The 15,785-nt window shown below is 62.1% G+C and carries 12 protein-coding genes and 2 tRNA genes; 11 read left to right on the top strand and 3 right to left on the bottom strand.

The window, feature by feature from the left end:
* The first annotated feature begins 51 nt into the window (after window positions 1-51).
* Window positions 52-1,065 carry an AraC family transcriptional regulator gene (locus KW062_RS13620; RefSeq protein WP_105755753.1) on the top strand — a complete coding sequence of 338 codons (1,014 nt, stop codon included), beginning with the start codon at window positions 52-54 and terminating at the stop codon, window positions 1,063-1,065.
* On the opposite strand, the gene KW062_RS13625 is transcribed toward KW062_RS13620, so the two are convergent.
* Window positions 1,004-1,945: a LysR family transcriptional regulator gene (locus tag KW062_RS13625; RefSeq protein ID WP_051550511.1), complete on the bottom strand. Its 942-nt coding sequence runs from the start codon at window positions 1,943-1,945 to the stop codon at window positions 1,004-1,006. The genes KW062_RS13620 and KW062_RS13625 overlap by 62 nt on opposite strands.
* Window positions 1,946-2,082: 137 nt before the next feature.
* Here KW062_RS13625 and KW062_RS13630 point away from each other — a divergent pair, with 137 nt between their 5' ends.
* From KW062_RS13630 to KW062_RS13665, 8 genes are all read left to right on the top strand, one after another.
* Window positions 2,083-2,727: a hydrolase gene (locus KW062_RS13630; RefSeq protein ID WP_027618372.1), complete on the top strand. Its 645-nt coding sequence runs from the start codon at window positions 2,083-2,085 to the stop codon at window positions 2,725-2,727.
* A gap of 87 nt (window positions 2,728-2,814) precedes the next feature.
* A complete protein-coding gene (locus tag KW062_RS13635) occupies window positions 2,815-3,387 on the top strand; it encodes an antibiotic biosynthesis monooxygenase (RefSeq protein ID WP_027618371.1) in 573 nt (190 codons plus the stop codon).
* A 27-nt stretch (window positions 3,388-3,414) separates the two neighbouring features.
* Window positions 3,415-5,262 carry an amidohydrolase gene (locus tag KW062_RS13640; protein WP_105755752.1) on the top strand — a complete coding sequence of 616 codons (1,848 nt, stop codon included), beginning with the start codon at window positions 3,415-3,417 and terminating at the stop codon, window positions 5,260-5,262.
* 114 nt (window positions 5,263-5,376) lie between these two features.
* On the top strand, window positions 5,377-6,666 hold the full coding sequence (locus KW062_RS13645) for an NAD(P)/FAD-dependent oxidoreductase (protein WP_105755751.1): 1,290 nt from the start codon (window positions 5,377-5,379) through the stop codon (window positions 6,664-6,666).
* A 25-nt stretch (window positions 6,667-6,691) separates the two neighbouring features.
* Window positions 6,692-7,249, top strand: a complete 558-nt coding sequence (locus KW062_RS13650; protein ID WP_027618368.1) for a helix-turn-helix domain-containing protein — start codon at window positions 6,692-6,694, stop codon at window positions 7,247-7,249.
* 23 nt (window positions 7,250-7,272) lie between these two features.
* Complete coding sequence (locus KW062_RS13655) at window positions 7,273-8,619, top strand: glutamine synthetase family protein (protein WP_105755750.1); 1,347 nt, start codon at window positions 7,273-7,275, stop codon at window positions 8,617-8,619.
* Between the two features lie 222 nt (window positions 8,620-8,841).
* Window positions 8,842-8,915 (top strand) — tRNA-Cys (locus KW062_RS13660).
* Window positions 8,916-9,207: 292 nt separating this feature from the next.
* Window positions 9,208-9,292, top strand: a tRNA-Leu gene (locus tag KW062_RS13665).
* 284 nt (window positions 9,293-9,576) lie between these two features.
* Here the strand turns inward: KW062_RS13665 and KW062_RS13670 are convergent.
* Window positions 9,577-10,014: an Lrp/AsnC family transcriptional regulator gene (locus tag KW062_RS13670; protein WP_027618337.1), complete on the bottom strand. Its 438-nt coding sequence runs from the start codon at window positions 10,012-10,014 to the stop codon at window positions 9,577-9,579.
* Window positions 10,015-10,153: 139 nt separating this feature from the next.
* On the opposite strand from KW062_RS13670, the gene KW062_RS13675 reads away from it, so the two are divergent.
* A complete protein-coding gene (locus tag KW062_RS13675) occupies window positions 10,154-13,201 on the top strand; it encodes an aminotransferase class III-fold pyridoxal phosphate-dependent enzyme (RefSeq protein WP_105755749.1) in 3,048 nt (1,015 codons plus the stop codon).
* A 186-nt stretch (window positions 13,202-13,387) separates the two neighbouring features.
* On the opposite strand, the gene KW062_RS13680 is transcribed toward KW062_RS13675, so the two are convergent.
* Window positions 13,388-14,638, bottom strand: a complete 1,251-nt coding sequence (locus tag KW062_RS13680; RefSeq protein WP_105755748.1) for a 2-aminoadipate transaminase — start codon at window positions 14,636-14,638, stop codon at window positions 13,388-13,390.
* Window positions 14,639-14,960: 322 nt separating this feature from the next.
* On the opposite strand from KW062_RS13680, the gene KW062_RS13685 reads away from it, so the two are divergent.
* Window positions 14,961-15,749, top strand: a complete 789-nt coding sequence (locus KW062_RS13685) for an ABC transporter substrate-binding protein (protein WP_027618334.1) — start codon at window positions 14,961-14,963, stop codon at window positions 15,747-15,749.
* Window positions 15,750-15,785 lie beyond the last annotated feature (36 nt).

The raw sequence follows: 15,785 nt of genomic DNA on the forward strand, positions 1-15,785 counted from the left end.
ACCGCGCAAAGGTGCTGGCGTTTTTTGCCATATTCGGATGATGGGGAGCAGATGCGCGAAAGCGATTCGGTAGCGGTGTACTTCGTGTACCCGATGATCCATGCCCTGCGCACGGATCCGCAGCGCCTGCAGGCGATCCTCGAAGAAGTGGGCATCGATCAGGCGCTGTTGCAGCAGCCGGCGGCGCGGGTGCCCGCCCAGGCGTTCGCCGCCCTGTGGCTGGCGCAGATCCGTGAGCTGGACGACGAGTTCTTCGGCCTCGACTCCCACGGCATGCCCCCCGGCAGCTTTGCCCTGATCTGCCGCGCGCTGATCCAGGAAACCAACCTGGAAAAAGCCATGCGCCAATGCCTGGCCAACTTCGCGCTGTTCCTGCGGGACTTTCGCGGCAGCCTGACGGTGCGCGGCAAACGTGCGGTGATCAGCTTGCAGACCGAAGCGCAGAACGATGAACTGGCGCGTTATGGCGAAGAAACCTTCCTGGTGTTGATGATCAGCCTGCTGTGCTGGCTCGGCGGACGGCGGATCCCCATTGATCGCGCTGACTTTCAGCATGAGCGTCTGTCCCTGAGTGACGACGCCTTGCTCTGGGGCGCCAACCTGACGTTCGGCGCCCAGCGCACCGAAATCGAGTTCGACAGCCGTTACCTGCAACTGCCGGTGACCCAGGACCTGGCCTCGCTCAAGGCCTTCCTGCGAAGTGCCCCGCAATGGCTGGTGATCCGTTTCCGTAACCAGCACGGCCTCGCCGCCCAGGTCCATCAGCGCCTGCGCCACACCCACTACAGCCAGTGGCCGACCCTGGAAGCCTTTGCCAGCGAACAGCACCTGAGCCCCAGCACCGTGCGCCGCAAGCTCGAGCGCGAGGGCTGCTCGTTCCAGGAGATCAAGGACGAGGTGCGGCGTGCCGTGGCCATCGAGCAACTGCGCCGGACCCAGGCCAGCGTCACGGCGATTGCCGAGCAGATTGGCTTTCAGGAACCCAGCGCCTTTCACCGCGCCTTCAAGAAGTGGACGGGTGAGAGCCCAGGGCGTTATCGGGCACGCTTCCAGGGCAAGCCGTAAGCGCCAGCGCCGCCACCATGAAGTCGATGAAGGCGCGGGTCTTCTGCGGCACCCGGCGCGCCGACGGGTAAACCGCGTGGATGCTGATGGGCGGCGCCTGCCACTCGCACATCACCGGCACCAGGCGGCCCGCGCACAGCGCCTCCTCGACAATGAAATCGGGCAGCAGGGCAATGCCCATGCCGGCTTCGGCGGCCTGCGCCAGCAAGTCGCCGTTGTTCGCGTGCAACGGTCCGGTGACATGTACCCGCTGAGTCTCCTTGCCGTTGCTCAATTGCAGGCTGACGCCGCTTTGCAAGTAGCCGTAGTTCAGGCACTGGTGCGCGCTCAGCTCCTTGGGTGAGCGCGGCGTCCCGGCCCGCGCCAGGTAGCACGGCGAGGCCACCAGGATCCGTGGGGCAGGGGCCAGCAGGCGGGCGACCAGCGATGAATCCGCCAGGCTGGCAATGCGGATGGTCACATCGAAACCGCCGCGCACCGGGTCGACCTGCTGGTCGCTGAGCACCAGTTGCAATTCGATGTTCGGGTGCTGCGCATGGAACTGCGGAATCAGCCGCCCGAGCCGCCGCAGACCAAACGACATCGGCGCATTGACCCGCAACACGCCGCGCAACTCACCGCTGCCACTGCGCGCCCGCTGCTCGGCCTCATCCACCGCCGCGATCACTTCCCGCGCCGCCTCGTAGTACTCGGCGCCGGCTTCGGTCAAGTGCAGGTTGCGGGTGGTGCGTTGCAGCAATTGCACGCCAATGGCCTCTTCCAGCGCTTGAATCTGTTTACTGACTTTCGAGCGTGGCACACCCATCAGCCGGGCAGCAGCGGCGAAGCCGTTTTCCCCAACGGTGGCGACAAACGCCCGCATGCAATCGACGCGGTCCATAACTGTCCCTGATTTTGAAACAATGAATCCGGATTCTAGGTAATTGTCCCTGTAATGACTAGTCGCTAAATTGGCCTCCAGACGCGCTGCACACCGCAGCACGCACCGCCCATCACTGACATCAAAAGGAACGCGCCATGTCCATTCGTGAACTGCTCAACCCAAGCAACTCCACCCTGATCCTGATCGACCACCAGCCGCAAATGGCTTTCGGCGTGCAATCGATCGATCGCCAGACCCTGAAGAACAACACCGTGGCCCTGGCCAAGGCGGCGAAGATTTTCAACGTGCCGACCCTCCTCACTTCGGTCGAAACCGAAAGCTTCAGCGGCTACATCTGGCCGGAATTGTTGAGCGTGTTCCCGGATCAGCAGCCGATCGAGCGCACCTCGATGAACTCCTGGGAAGACAAGAAACTGGTGGAAGCGGTCAAGGCCACGGGGCGCAAGAAACTGATCATGGCGGCGCTGTGGACCGAAGTTTGCTTGAACTTCCCGGCCCTCGAAGCCCTGGCTGAAGGCTACGAGGTGTACATCGTCACCGACGCCTCGGGCGGCACCAGCAAGGAAGCCCATGACATGTCGGTACAGCGCATGATCCAGGCCGGTGCGGTGCCGGTGACCTGGCAGCAGGTGTTGCTCGAATACCAGCGCGATTGGGCACACAAGGAAACCTACGACGCAGTGATGGGCCTGGTGCTCGAGCACAGCGGCGCCTACGGCATGGGCGTCGACTACGCCTACACCATGGTGCACAAGGCGCCGCAGCGTCAGGTCAAGTAAAGCCGTCGGCCGGACGCGAACTTCGCGTCCGGCCCTGACGTTGTTGAGCTACCGTTGAAGGTCTTCCCCGGGCCTGGAGAGTGAGTGATGGAAATCGATCTGTCGGACGGCGTGGTCACCCTGTTGGTGCGGCACACGGTCAGGAAGGGCCAGGATCAGGCCTATGAAGAGTGGCTACGCGGGATCATCGCCAAGGCGCGCAGCTATCCCGGACACCTGGGCATCGATGTGATGCGCGGCCATCGCCAGGGCCTGGCGCAGTTCACCAGCGTCCTGCGTTTCGCCAGCACCGAGCAACTGCAGACCTGGCTCGACTCCGAAGACCGCCGCAGCCTGGTGGAGATCGCCCGGCCGATGCTTGCCGACGGCGACCAGACCGAAATCAATGCCGACCGCGAGTTCTGGTTCACCCCGGTGGAAGCCGGTGCCACGCCACCACCGCGCTGGAAGCAGGCCTGTGTGACCTTCCTGGTGATCTTGCCGCTGACCTTCCTGGTGCCGCTGCTGTTCCAGCCGCTGTTCAGTCGGGTGCCCTGGCTGGGCGGACGGGTGCCGGCCAACGTGCTGATCACCGCGACCATTGTGCTGCTGGTGGTCTACGTGTTCATGCCCCGTGTCACCCGCCTGTTCAGCCGCTGGCTGCAACCGCCGGCTGCCTGAGCCTTTTTTCGATAAAGGAATCCTGTGATGCACAACACAATTGCCGATCTGATTTTGCACAACGGTCGCCTGCACACGGTCGACCGCGCCAACCCCACGGCCACCGCGGTGGCGATCAAGGACGGGCGTTTCGTCGCGGTGGGCAACGACGCCGAGGCCATGGCCCTGCGCGGCAGCGCGACTCAGGTGATCGACCTCAGGGGTCGCACGGTGATCCCCGGGCTTAATGACTCGCACCTGCACCTGATCCGTGGCGGCCTCAACTACAACCTGGAACTGCGCTGGGAAGGTGTGCCATCGCTGGTGGACGCCTTGCGCATGCTCAAGGACCAGGCCGAGCGCACGCCGGCGCCGCAATGGGTGCGGGTGGTGGGTGGCTGGAACGAATTTCAGTTTGCCGAAAAACGCATGCCGACTATCGATGAGCTGAACAAGGCGGCGCCCGATACCCCGGTGTTCGTCCTCCATCTGTACGACCGCGCCTTGCTCAACCGTGCGGCCTTGCGGGTGGTGGGCTACAACCGCAACACACCGAACCCGCCGGGTGGCGAGATTGTCCGCGATGCCAACGGCGAACCCACCGGCATGCTGGTGGCGCGGCCGAACGCGATGATCCTCTATTCGACCCTGTCCAAGGGGCCGAAACTGCCGCTGGAATATCAGGTCAACTCCACTCGTCAGTTCATGCGCGAACTCAATCGCCTGGGCGTGACCAGCGCCATCGACGCCGGCGGTGGTTTCCAGAATTACCCCGACGACTATCAAGTGATCAACGAGCTGGCGGCCAAGCAACAGTTGACCATCCGCATCGCCTACAACCTGTTCACCCAGAAACCCAAGGAAGAGCTGACCGACTTCAAGAACTGGACCGGCAGCGTCACCCTGCACCAAGGCGATGATTACCTGCGGCACAATGGCGCTGGGGAAATGCTGGTGTTCTCGGCGGCGGACTTCGAAGATTTCCTCGAACCGCGTCCGGATCTGCCGCTGACCATGGAGCAGGAACTGGAACCGGTGGTGCGCCATTTGGTGGAGCAGCGCTGGCCGTTTCGCCTGCACGCCACCTACGACGAATCGATCTCGCGGATGCTCGACGTGTTCGAGAAGGTCAACCGGGATATCCCGTTCAACGGCTTGCCGTGGTTCTTCGATCACGCCGAAACCATCAGCCCGAAAAACATCGAGCGGGTGCGGGCGCTGAACGGCGGCATCGCGATTCAGGACCGCATGGCTTTTCAGGGCGAGTACTTTGTCGAGCGCTACGGCGCCAAGGCGGCCGAGATGACCCCGCCAATCCAGCGCATGCTCGCCGAGGGCGTGCCGGTGGGCGCCGGCACCGATGCCACGCGGGTGTCGAGCTACAACCCCTGGACCTCGCTGTACTGGATGGTCAGCGGGCGCACGGTGGGTGGCCTGGAGTTGTATCCGCAGGGTTTGTCCCGCGACACCGCGCTGGAACTGTACACCCACGGCAGCGCCTGGTTTTCGTCGGAGCAGGGCAAGAAAGGCCAGATCAAGGTCGGGCAACTGGCGGACCTGGTGGCGCTCTCGGCGGACTATTTCAGTGTCGAGGACGAGGCCATCAAGTGGATCGAGTCGCTGTTGACCGTGGTCGGCGGCCAGGTCGTGCACGCCGCCGGTGACTTCGATCGGCTGGCGCCGGCGCCGTTGCCGGTGACCCCGGACTGGTCGCCGGTGGTCAAGGTGCCGGGGCACTGGCGGCCGCAATCGCCGCTGGCCAACCAGGTTCACCAGTGCAGCGGCCCCTGCGCGGTGCATTCCCATAGCCATGATCGGGCGCGCCTGTCGAATGCGCCGGTCAGCGACTTCCAGGGCTTCTGGGGGGCGTTTGGTTGTTCGTGTTTCGCCTTCTGATTGAAACCACCGGGGCGCCTGAACAGCGCCCCGGTTTCTGACTGCGGTTGCTTGCGTGAAATTTATACTGTAGTTTTTCATGAAATTATAAAAACATAATTTCATGGTGCCCGAATGTTCCTACAGTCCTCCCAGCATGTCGCCAGCTACTACGCCCACAGTTGTGCCGATCGTTTGCTGCAGCGCCCGGCGCTGGAGAGCGAGCAGGACACCGAGGTGCTGATCATTGGCGCCGGCTTCAGTGGCCTGCACACCGCGTTGCGCCTGGCCCTGGCGGGCAAGCGCGTGACCCTGCTGGAAGCCAGTCGGGTGGCCTGGGCGGCCTCGGGGCGCAATGGCGGCCAGGCGATTCTTGGCTGGTCGTGCGACATGCCACCGCTGGAGGCGGCGCTGGGTTACGAGCGCGCTCGCCGGTTGTGGGACAGCATGCGCTGGGCGGGGCAGGAACTGCGTGAACTGCCGGGACGTCATGGCTTCGACTGCGACTATCGCCCCGGGCATTTATGGACGGCGGTGATGCCACGGCGGGTCAGCATTCTCACCGAATGGCAACACGAGGCCAGCCACAAGTGGGGCCATGACGCCCTGCAATTCATCTCCCGTGAACAGCTGCCGCAATGGGTCGCCAGCGAGCGCTACCAGGCGGGTCTGTTCGACCCCGAAGGCGGACACCTCAACCCACTGAAACTGGCCTTGGGTCTGGCCGCTGCCATCGAGCGCGCCGGCGGGCATATCTATGAACAGAGCAAGGCGCTGAATTATCGCGAGGAGGGCGGGCGTTATGTGGTCAGCACCGAGCGCGGGCAGATTCGCGCCGACGTGCTGGTACTGGCCTGCAATGCCTACCTCGACAAACTCGACCCGCAACGGGCCAGTTGCGTATTGCCGGTGGGCACTTACCAGGTCGCCACCGCGCCGCTGGCCCCGGAACAGGCCGAGGCCGTGCTGCCCGGCAACGTCTGCGTCACCGACAACCAGTTCGTCCTCGACTACTTCCGCCGCACCCCGGACCACCGCCTGCTGTTTGGCGGCGGTTGCACCTACCTCGGCGGCATGCCCAAGGACATAGGCGCGGCCACCCGGCCATTTCTCGAACGGGTATTCCCCCAGCTCAAGGGCGTGGAGTTGCAATACACCTGGGGCGGGCACATCGACCTGACACTCAAGCGCACCCCGGACATCGGCCGCAGCGGCGATCTTTATTGGCTGCAAGGCTACTCGGGGCACGGCGTGCTGCCGACCCTCGCCGCCGCCCGCGCGGTATCGGCAGCGATCCTCGGCGATGACGACGAACTGGCGCTGTACCAGGGACTGCGCAATGACAGTTTCCCCGGCGGCAAATATTTTGCCGCGCCGCTGGAAGCCATCGGCAAGGCCTGGTATCGCTTGCGCGACAGCATATGAGCCCACCTCTTCCGGAATTTTTGCGATGAACAAGCAAGAAGAAATCGCTGCGCTGGCGATCCTGATTCACGACCTGCGCAAGCACAAAAAATACACGCTCAAGGAGCTGGCCGACAAAATCGACCGCTCGGTGGGCTTCCTGTCCCAGGTCGAACGCGGCCTGTCGCGCCCGACCGTGGCCGACCTGACCGCGATCAGCGAAACCCTCGGCGTGCCCACCACCTATTTCTACAGCCTGCCGAAACCCAAGGTGCTGCCGTGGGTCACTCGACCCGATGAACGCCGCACCTTGTATTTCGCCAACGGCATCACCGACATCCTGGTCTCGCCGAAGATGCGTTCGAGCTTCTCCATGCTCGAAAGCCGCCTGGAAGCGGGGGCCAACAGCGGCGAGCGGCACCTGACCGACAGCTCGGAGCAGGGCGGCTACGTGCTCGAAGGCGAACTGACCCTGTGGCTGGACGGCGACGATGAACCGGTGACCCTGCTGGCCGGCGACAGCTTTCAGCTCGACAGCCACACCCGCTGCCGCTACGGCAACCTGACCGACCAACTCACGCGCGTGCTGTGGGTCTACACCTGATAACAACAACGGGAACCTTGATGATGGACGCTGTCTGCTCTGATCTGTTGGCCGAAGTACGGGCTTTTCGCCAACGCTACCCCGAGGTGCGTTACGTCGACCTCATCTCCCTGGACATCCCGGGGCACTTTTATGGCAAGCGCTACCCGATCGACATGCTGGAAAAAGTCGCCGCCGGCAGCGCCCTCAAGCTGCCGCAGAACTGCGTGCTGCTGGGGGTGCAGGGCGGGCTGTTCAAGATCGGCGACTACTGCTTCCACGACGGCGACCCAGACGCGGTGCGCCGGCTGGTTCCAGGCACGCTCAAGCCGGTGACATGGGAGTCGCAGCCCCTGGGGCAGATGCTGATCACCTCCGACGGCACCGCCAGCCCGATCGAATTCGAACCCCGGGAAGTGCTGGCCCAGGTGCTGCAGCGCCTGCGTGGCAAAGGCATTCACCCGGTGGTGGCCTTCGAGTTGGAGTTCTACCTGTTCGACAAACAACTGCGCGACGGCCTGCCGCAGTTCCCTCGCGACGGCCTCACGGACGACTGCGACGACCAGCCGAACATGCACATCGAACGTCTGTCGCGGTTCTCCCCGGTGCTCGATGACATGGTCGAGACCGCGCGCCTGCAGGGCATCGACACCACGGTGATCACCGCCGAACTCGGCCCCGGCCAGTTCGAAATCAACTTCGGCCATCTCGACGACGGCCTGCAAGCCGCCGACTGGGCCGCCTTGTTCTGCCGCAGCACCCGTGGCGTCGCCCTCAAGCACGGCTATCGCGCCAGCTTCATGGCCAAGCCGTACTTGCAACATCCGGGCAGCGGCATGCACGTCCACGTCAGCCTCTACGACGCTGAAGGCCAGAACCTGCTGGCCGCCAACGAGCAACAGGCGCTGCGCCACGCCGTCGCCGGCTGCCTGGAACTGCTGCCGCACTGCATGCCGATCTTCGCCCCGAACCAGAACGCCTACCGCCGCCTGGGCGGCACCGTCAACGCCGCCACCCGCGCCAGCTGGGGCTTCGAAGACCGCGACGCCTGCGTGCGGATCCCCGAGTCCGACGCGAAAAACCTGCGCATCGAACACCGCCTGGCCGGCGCCGACGCCAACCCCTACCTGGTCCTCGCCGCAATCCTCGTGGGTCTCGAACAAGGCCTCGAAGCCGCCCGCGAACCCATCCCGCCGCTCAATGACGACCGCAACAGCGGCATCGACTTCCCCCTCGACATCCTCGAAGCCGTGCGCCAGATGCAACACCAGTCTCGCCTGCGCGAAGGGCTGGGCGCCGAGTTCGTCGACGTCTACTGCGAAAACAAACGCCAGGACCACCAGGCCTTCCTCCAGGAAATCCACGCCCGGGAATACCGCTGGTACCTGTAAAGCACCGGCCCACCGGCAAAGTGGGCCAGTGAATTGAAAACCTTGAGATTTTTTACTTTTCGTCCTTGACAGGACACCGGAAGCAGTCCAGAATTGCGTCCATTCCTGCTTAGGGAAAGAGAAAAACTCTTTAGAAATCAAAGAGTTGAAACTGGATAGAAATTCAGTTTCCTTCTCAAGTTGTTTGCGTTTGATGTTGTTGTTAATGCATCCGACGTTTGAGGCCGAGTAGCAAAATGGTTATGCAGTGGATTGCAAATCCACCTACGCCGGTTCGATTCCGACCTCGGCCTCCACTATTGAAAACCCCGTAGCTCAATGAGTTACGGGGTTTTTTTATATCTTCAGGAAAGGCATGTGTTCCGCAGTTTTCGGCTGGTGTTCCGCAACTGTGCACGCTGGGGGCGCCCGTGGTCAGGGTGATGACAGGCTGCAGTCGAGCGATTCTGTTGATCGTCTTGGCCTGAAGTCCGGCTGTTGCGCGTCTCTGCCGAGTAATCCTCACGGTCGGTCATGACTCGCTAACCTAAGTGATTGATTCTGGTTTTGTTTTAGGGTTAAATCTGCCCCTGCTTTTGGATTTCCCATGCCCCGATGGTGAAATTGGTAGACACATCAGACTTAAAATCTGCCGCCGAAGGGCGTGCCGGTTCGATTCCGGCTCGGGGCACCATATTCGCTTCTCTGGCTTTACCAAGCCTTATCAAAAAGCCCCGCAGGCATAGAGCTGGCGGGGCTTTTTTGTTATCAGGGCTGGATCAGGCAACCAGCCGTTGCACCACTTCAATTATCTTCTGCCCAGCGCCGCGTATATCCAGTGGTGAACAGTGCTTGAGTGTCAGCGCATCTGAAACTGCCCATCATGGTGCGTAACGCTAAACGTTACTCGTTAAGCTTGAGTATGCGCCTGAAGTTAAAGACGCAGAAAATTGTGGTAGATGACGGCTGCACGAGCCACTAACTCTGCCGATCAATATCCCGGCGCAACACCACCGCCGTGGTGATGTCCTCAACACTTTCATGACTGGCAACCGCATCCCTGACCCGATTCAGGTCGTCGATGGTCCGGGCTTCAACCTCGATCACCAGGTCAAGCTGGCCGCTGACTGAAGACACCCGGCGCACCTGGGAGTTTTGTGCGAGCAGGTCGAGCAGGCCCATGGCCGGGGTGCGTTTGAGGCTGACCAGGAGGATGGCGCGGATGACGTGGGCGTCGATTTCTCCGATGTCGGCGCGGTAGCCGCGGATCACGCCGCTGCGTTCCAGGTTGATCACCCGCTCGCTGGTGGCGCTGCGGGAGAGGCCGATGCGCGCTGCCAGGGCCTTCAGGGCAATGCGCGCTTCTTTGGAAAGTATCTCGAGTATTTCGCGATCTTTGCTGTCCAGGTCTCGCATCCGAACTTCCCTTTTTTGCTACCGAAATTGTGCCGGTCGATTCCGACAATATGCAGGCTGAAGTCGACCGTATACCTACTGCCGTCCCAGGCGTTGCGTGCCAAGCTATCTGAAAAAAATGGCTTGGAAAACAATTACCATGACAATCCTCTCCCATCCTGCCCCGCAGTTCTCCACCGGGGATGCCGAAAAACTCGGCGAGCAGCTTTTCAACGTGATCGGCACGGCGACGCCGTTGGATGGCGAGCGCGATCGCAACTATCGGTTGAAGACCGACACCGATGCCGGGTGGATTCTAAAAGTCGTCAACGCCTCCGAGCCACGGGTCGAAAGTGAGTTTCAGACGGCCTTGCTCAGTCACCTCGCCCGTCACAGTCCCGAACTGAGCGTGCCGTTTCTCAAGCGCAGTCTGGACGGCGAATTCCTTGCCTCGGCCGTCGCGCCGACCGGCGAGCAACACGCGGTGCGGCTGGTCAGTTGGCTGCACGGTACGCCGCTGGCCGAGGTTCCCCGTACCACGCCATTGATGCGCAGCCTGGGCCGGGCCTTCGGTGCCGTGGACCGCGCGCTGCAAGGCTTCATGCATCCTGGCGCGGTGCGCGATTTTGATTGGGATCTGCGTCATGCCGCCCGTTCTCGCTCGCGTCTGCACTTTGTCAAAGACCTGGAAAAGCGCGCGATCCTCGAACGCTTCATCGATAGCTTCGAGCAAAACGTGCAACCGCAACTGGCGCGCCTGCGCACGCAGATCATTCATAACGACGGCAACGACTGGAATATCCTGGTCGACTCCGAGGATCAGCAGAAGGTCTCGGGGATCATCGATTTTGGCGACGCGTTGCACACCGTGCTGATCGCCGAAGTCGCCATCACCTGCGCCTATTCGATTCTCGACATGCAAGACCCGATCGGAGCGGCCGCGGCGCTGGCTGCCGGTTTTCATGAGCAGTACCCGCTGCAGGCGGAGGAGCTCGACGTCCTGTTCAACCTGATCGCCATGCGCCTGGTGACCAGCGTCACCTTGTCCGCCTCGCGCCACGACCGCACCGAGGACAATCCGTACCTGGCCATCAGCGAAGCGCCGGCCTGGCGCCTGCTGGAAAAAATGGACCGGATGAACCCGCGCCTGGCCACGGCGATTCTGCGCAAGGCTTGCGGCTTCGATGCGATTGAGGGCGCCGGGGTGATTCGCCGCTGGGTGGCGCAGAACAGCAAGTCGTTCGCCGATATCGTGCGGCCGTCGGCGGCGAGCATGAACAAGGTCATCGCGCCGTTCGGCGATGCGTCCCATGTGATGACCATTGCCTCCGCCGAACAGCGTCCTGCTGAAGCGACACAATGGTGGGAAGATTTTTCCGCCGAACACAAAGTGCCGCTGGGCATCGGCCCTTGGGGCGAAGCGCGGACCATCTACACCGACACGGCATTCGAGTCGCGCTTCATTGAAGGCCAGCGGCGGATCATTCACGTCGGTGTCGACTTGATCATGCCCGCCGGCACGCCGCTGTACACCCCGGTGGCCGGGGTGGTGCAGAGCGTCGAGGTCGAGCGCGAGCCGCTGGGCTACGGCGGTGTGATCATGCTCAAGCACTCGCCCGAGGGTTGCCCACCGTTCCTGACTTTGTGGGGCCACATGGCCCATGAAGCCCTCGACCGTCTGCAGCCGGGTGAGTATTTGGAAGCCGGCGCGCTGGTCGGGCATATGGGCGCCGATACGGAAAATGGCGGCTGGATTCCCCATGTGCATTTCCAGATGTCCACCGACATCGGTTTGCAAGCCAGCGAGTTCATTGGCGTTGGTGAGGTGGCTTACCTGGATGTCTGGGCCGACCTGTTCCCCGACGCTTCGACCCTCGCCGGCATTCCGCCGGAAACCTACAGCCAGGACGGTCGGACCAAGGCCGAGATCGTCGCCAAGCGCAAGGAGTTGCTGCTGCCCAACCTGTCGATTTCCTATTCCGATCCGATCAAGTTTGTGCGTGGCGATGGGGTTTGGCTGATCGATAATTTTGGCCGGGCGTATCTGGATTGCTTCAACAATGTCTGCCACCTCGGCCACTGCCATCCGGATGTGGTCGACGCGCTGTCGCGCCAGGCCGGGCGGCTAAACACCAACACCCGTTACCTGCACGACAATATTGTCGAGTACGCCGAGCGCCTGACGGCGACCTTGCCCGAAGGCCTGGCGGTGGCGTCTTTTGGTTGCTCGGGCAGCGAAGCCAACAGCCTGATGCTGCGCATGGCGCGCAATCACACTGGGCGCGACGAGGCGATTGTGCTGGATTGGGCCTACCACGGCACCACCCAGGAACTGATCGACCTGAGCCCATACAAGTACAAGCGCAAGGCCGGCAAGGGCCGAGCTGCGCACGTGTTCGAAGCAGCGGTGCCGGATCCGTATCGGGCGCCGGAGGACTGGGCGTTCGAGGACATGGGCAAGCGCTTTGCCGAGAGCGTCGCCGAGCAGATCGACAGCATGCGCAAGCAGGGCAGGGCACCGGCGTTCTTCCTCGCGGAGTCGATCCCCAGCGTTGCCGGGCAGTTGTTCTTCCCTGAGAACTACCTGAAGGAGGTGTATGCCATGGTGCGCGCCGAGGGCGGTGTGTGCCTGGCCGACGAAGTGCAGGTCGGGTTCGGTCGTGTCGGTAGCCACTGGTGGGCGTTTGAGACGCAGGGCGTGGTGCCGGATGCGGTGTCTATGGGCAAGCCGATCGGCAACGGCCATCCGATGTCGGCAGTGGTGACCACGCGGGAAATGGCCGACAGCTTCAACAATGGCATGGAGTACTTCAACACCTTTGCCGGTAGTCCGGTGTCCTGCGCGGTGGGCTTGTCGGTGCTCGATGTGATCGAGCGCGATGACCTGAAACTCAATGCGCTGACCGTGGGCAATTACCTGCTCGACGGCTTCCGCAAATTGCAGCAACGCTACGACGTGATTGGCGATGTGCGCGGTCAGGGGTTGTTCCTTGGGATCGAGTTGGTCACCGATCGCAAGACCAAAGTACCGGCAACCCAACTGGCGAAGAAGGTCGCTGATGGGGCCAGGGAGCGTGGGATTCTGATCGGCACCGAAGGCCCGTTCGACAATGTGCTGAAGATGCGCCCATCGATGATTTTCAGCCGGGGTAATGCGGACTTCCTGTTGGAAGTGCTGGATGAAAGCTTCGAGGCGGCATTGCGGTAATCCCCTGTAGGAGCGGCCTTACCCGCGATGGCGGCATGTTAGTCAACAACCAGTTGACTGTCCCGGCCTCATCGCGAGCAGGCTCGCTCCTACAGTGGATGTGTGGTGCATGCTGTTCGACCGCCAACCCCTGTAGGAGCCAGCCTGCTGGCGATAGCGGTCTCTCATTCAGCCATGATGTTGGATTCAACCAATCGCCCCCAGACACCGCTCAAAAATATCCAGCCCTTCTTCCAGCACTTCCAACTCAATGGTCAACGGTGCCAGCAAGCGGATGATGTGCCGCGACTTGCCGCTGGGCATCAGCAGCAAACCGTTGTTTCGGGCACTCTCCAACAGCTGGGCAAGGACCGCCGTGGCGGGTGCGCCTTCAGGCGTGATCAGCTCGATCCCGCGCATCGCCCCAACCCCAGTCAGCCTGCCCAGGTAGGGCGAAAGCTTGCTCTGCTGCCAGGCCTGGTAACGGCGGACGATCGCCTGTTCCTGGCGTTCGCCCCAGGCCGACAGGTTGGCGTCGCTCATTTCGTCGAGGGTGGCCAGCGCCGCCGCGCAGGCGATTGGATTGCCCGAATAGGTGCCGCCGAGTCCACCTTTGGGCAGGGTGTCGAGCAGGGGCTTTTTACCGACTACCGCGCCCAGTGGCAGACCACCGGCGATGCTTTTGCCGAGCAGGATCAGGTCCGGTTCGATGCCCAGGCGGCTGAAGGCAAAGCGCTGTCCGGTACGGCCGAAGCCGGACTGGATTTCATCGGCGATCAGCAGAATGCCGTGCTCGTCGCAGAACTTGCGCAGCGCTTGCGCGAACAGCGGATCGAGGGCCAGAAAACCGCCTTCGCCCTGCACCGGTTCGACAATGAAACAGGCCACTTCATTGACGTCGATCTCGACACTGAACAGGCGATCCATGGCCTTCAGCGCGTCCTGGGAGGTCACGCCATTGTCCGCACTCGGGTAGGGCAGGTGATAGACAGGGCCCGGCAAGACGCCGACGCGCTGCTTGTAGGGCGCGACTTTGCCGTTGAGGTTGAGGGTCGCCAGGGTGCGTCCATGGAAGCCGCCGTCGAAGGCAATCACTGCGGTGCGGCCGGTGGCGGCGCGGGCGATTTTCAGCGCATTCTCGGCCGCTTCGGCGCCACTGTTGGTCAACATGCCGCTGACCGGGTAGGACACCGGGATGAACTCGGCCAGACGCGCCATCAATTGTTTGTAGGGTTGATGGGGCGCGGCGTTGAACGCGTAGTGGGTCAGGCGCGTGGCCTGGCTGCACACCGCCTCGACAATCTTCCGATGGCAATGCCCCAGGTTGAGCACGCCAATGCCGCCGATAAAATCGATGTAGCGCTTGCCGTCGGTGTCCCAGACATGGGCATTGTTGCCGTGACTCAAGGTCAGCGGATGGACGATGGCGATGGACTCACTGATGGACGCTTGAGGCATTTTGCGGTTCCTGGCTGCAGGGGATTTTTATCCCATGAGAGCGAGGATCAGCCGTTCACCACAAGCGAAAAGAAATGCCTCAGTCATTCCATAAACTATTGAACGCAGCTATCGCACCACGACTTTGCAAAGGCCCTCGGCAGTGCTCTACAACAGGGCTTTTGCCCTCGACGCGACATAGTGTCGGCCAACTCCGGCAATGTGTCAGGCAGGCTGACGCCTTGCCGGGTGCTTTCCACATTTGCCTATGCAAAACTTTTTCGTGAAGGCTGGGTAATAAACCCTCGAAAACCAAATAATTATTCTTCCAAGGTGCCATCCAATGCTGACTAAAAAGCTCAAGGGTCTGATCGTCGCTTCCACCATTGCAGCCTCCGCGCTGTTCGCCACCTGCGCCGTGCACGCAGATGATTTGCAGTCGATCGAGAACGCCAAAGAGATCCGCATCGCCATGAGCGGTCAATATTCACCCTTCAGCTTTGCCAACGAGCAGAACCAGATTGTCGGTTTCGACGCCTCCATCAGTGAGGCGCTGGCGGAGCGCATGGGGGTCAAGGTGAAGATCATCACCACGCCGTTCGACGGGATCATCGCCGGGCTGCTGGCGAAAAAATACGACGCCATCGTCGCGTCCATGACCATCACCCCGGAGCGCCAGAAGGCCGTGGATTTCGTCGGTCCCTACTACCGTGCCGGACGCACCATCGTGGTCAAGGAAAACTCCCCGATCAACAGCGTCGATCAGCTCAAGGACGTCACCGTCGGCGTGACCCTGGGCGACGCTCACGATAAATGGGCAAGGGCACGTGGCAACCTCAAGGTGCGGACCTATAAAGGCCTGCCGGAAATGCTCGTCGACCTCGACGCCGGGCGCATCGATGCGCTGGTGATGGACAGTGTGCCGGTGCTGGTGGCGGTCAAGCAGACCGGGCAGAAGGTGCGCATCATCACCCCGCCGGCGGGTGAAGGCAGCATCGAGGACATGGGCATCGCGCTGCGCAAGAACAACCCCGAACTCAAGGCGACGCTGGAGAAGGCGCTGGCCGATATGCTCGCCGATGGCACCTACGAAAAGATCTCGATGCAGTGGATTGGTAACGATATCCGCTGATGTGCATTGACCCTGGCCCAGGCGCAAGCCGGGCCG

It is taken from the genome of Pseudomonas fluorescens, from assembly GCF_019212185.1.
Taxonomy (GTDB): Bacteria; Pseudomonadota; Gammaproteobacteria; order Pseudomonadales; family Pseudomonadaceae; genus Aquipseudomonas.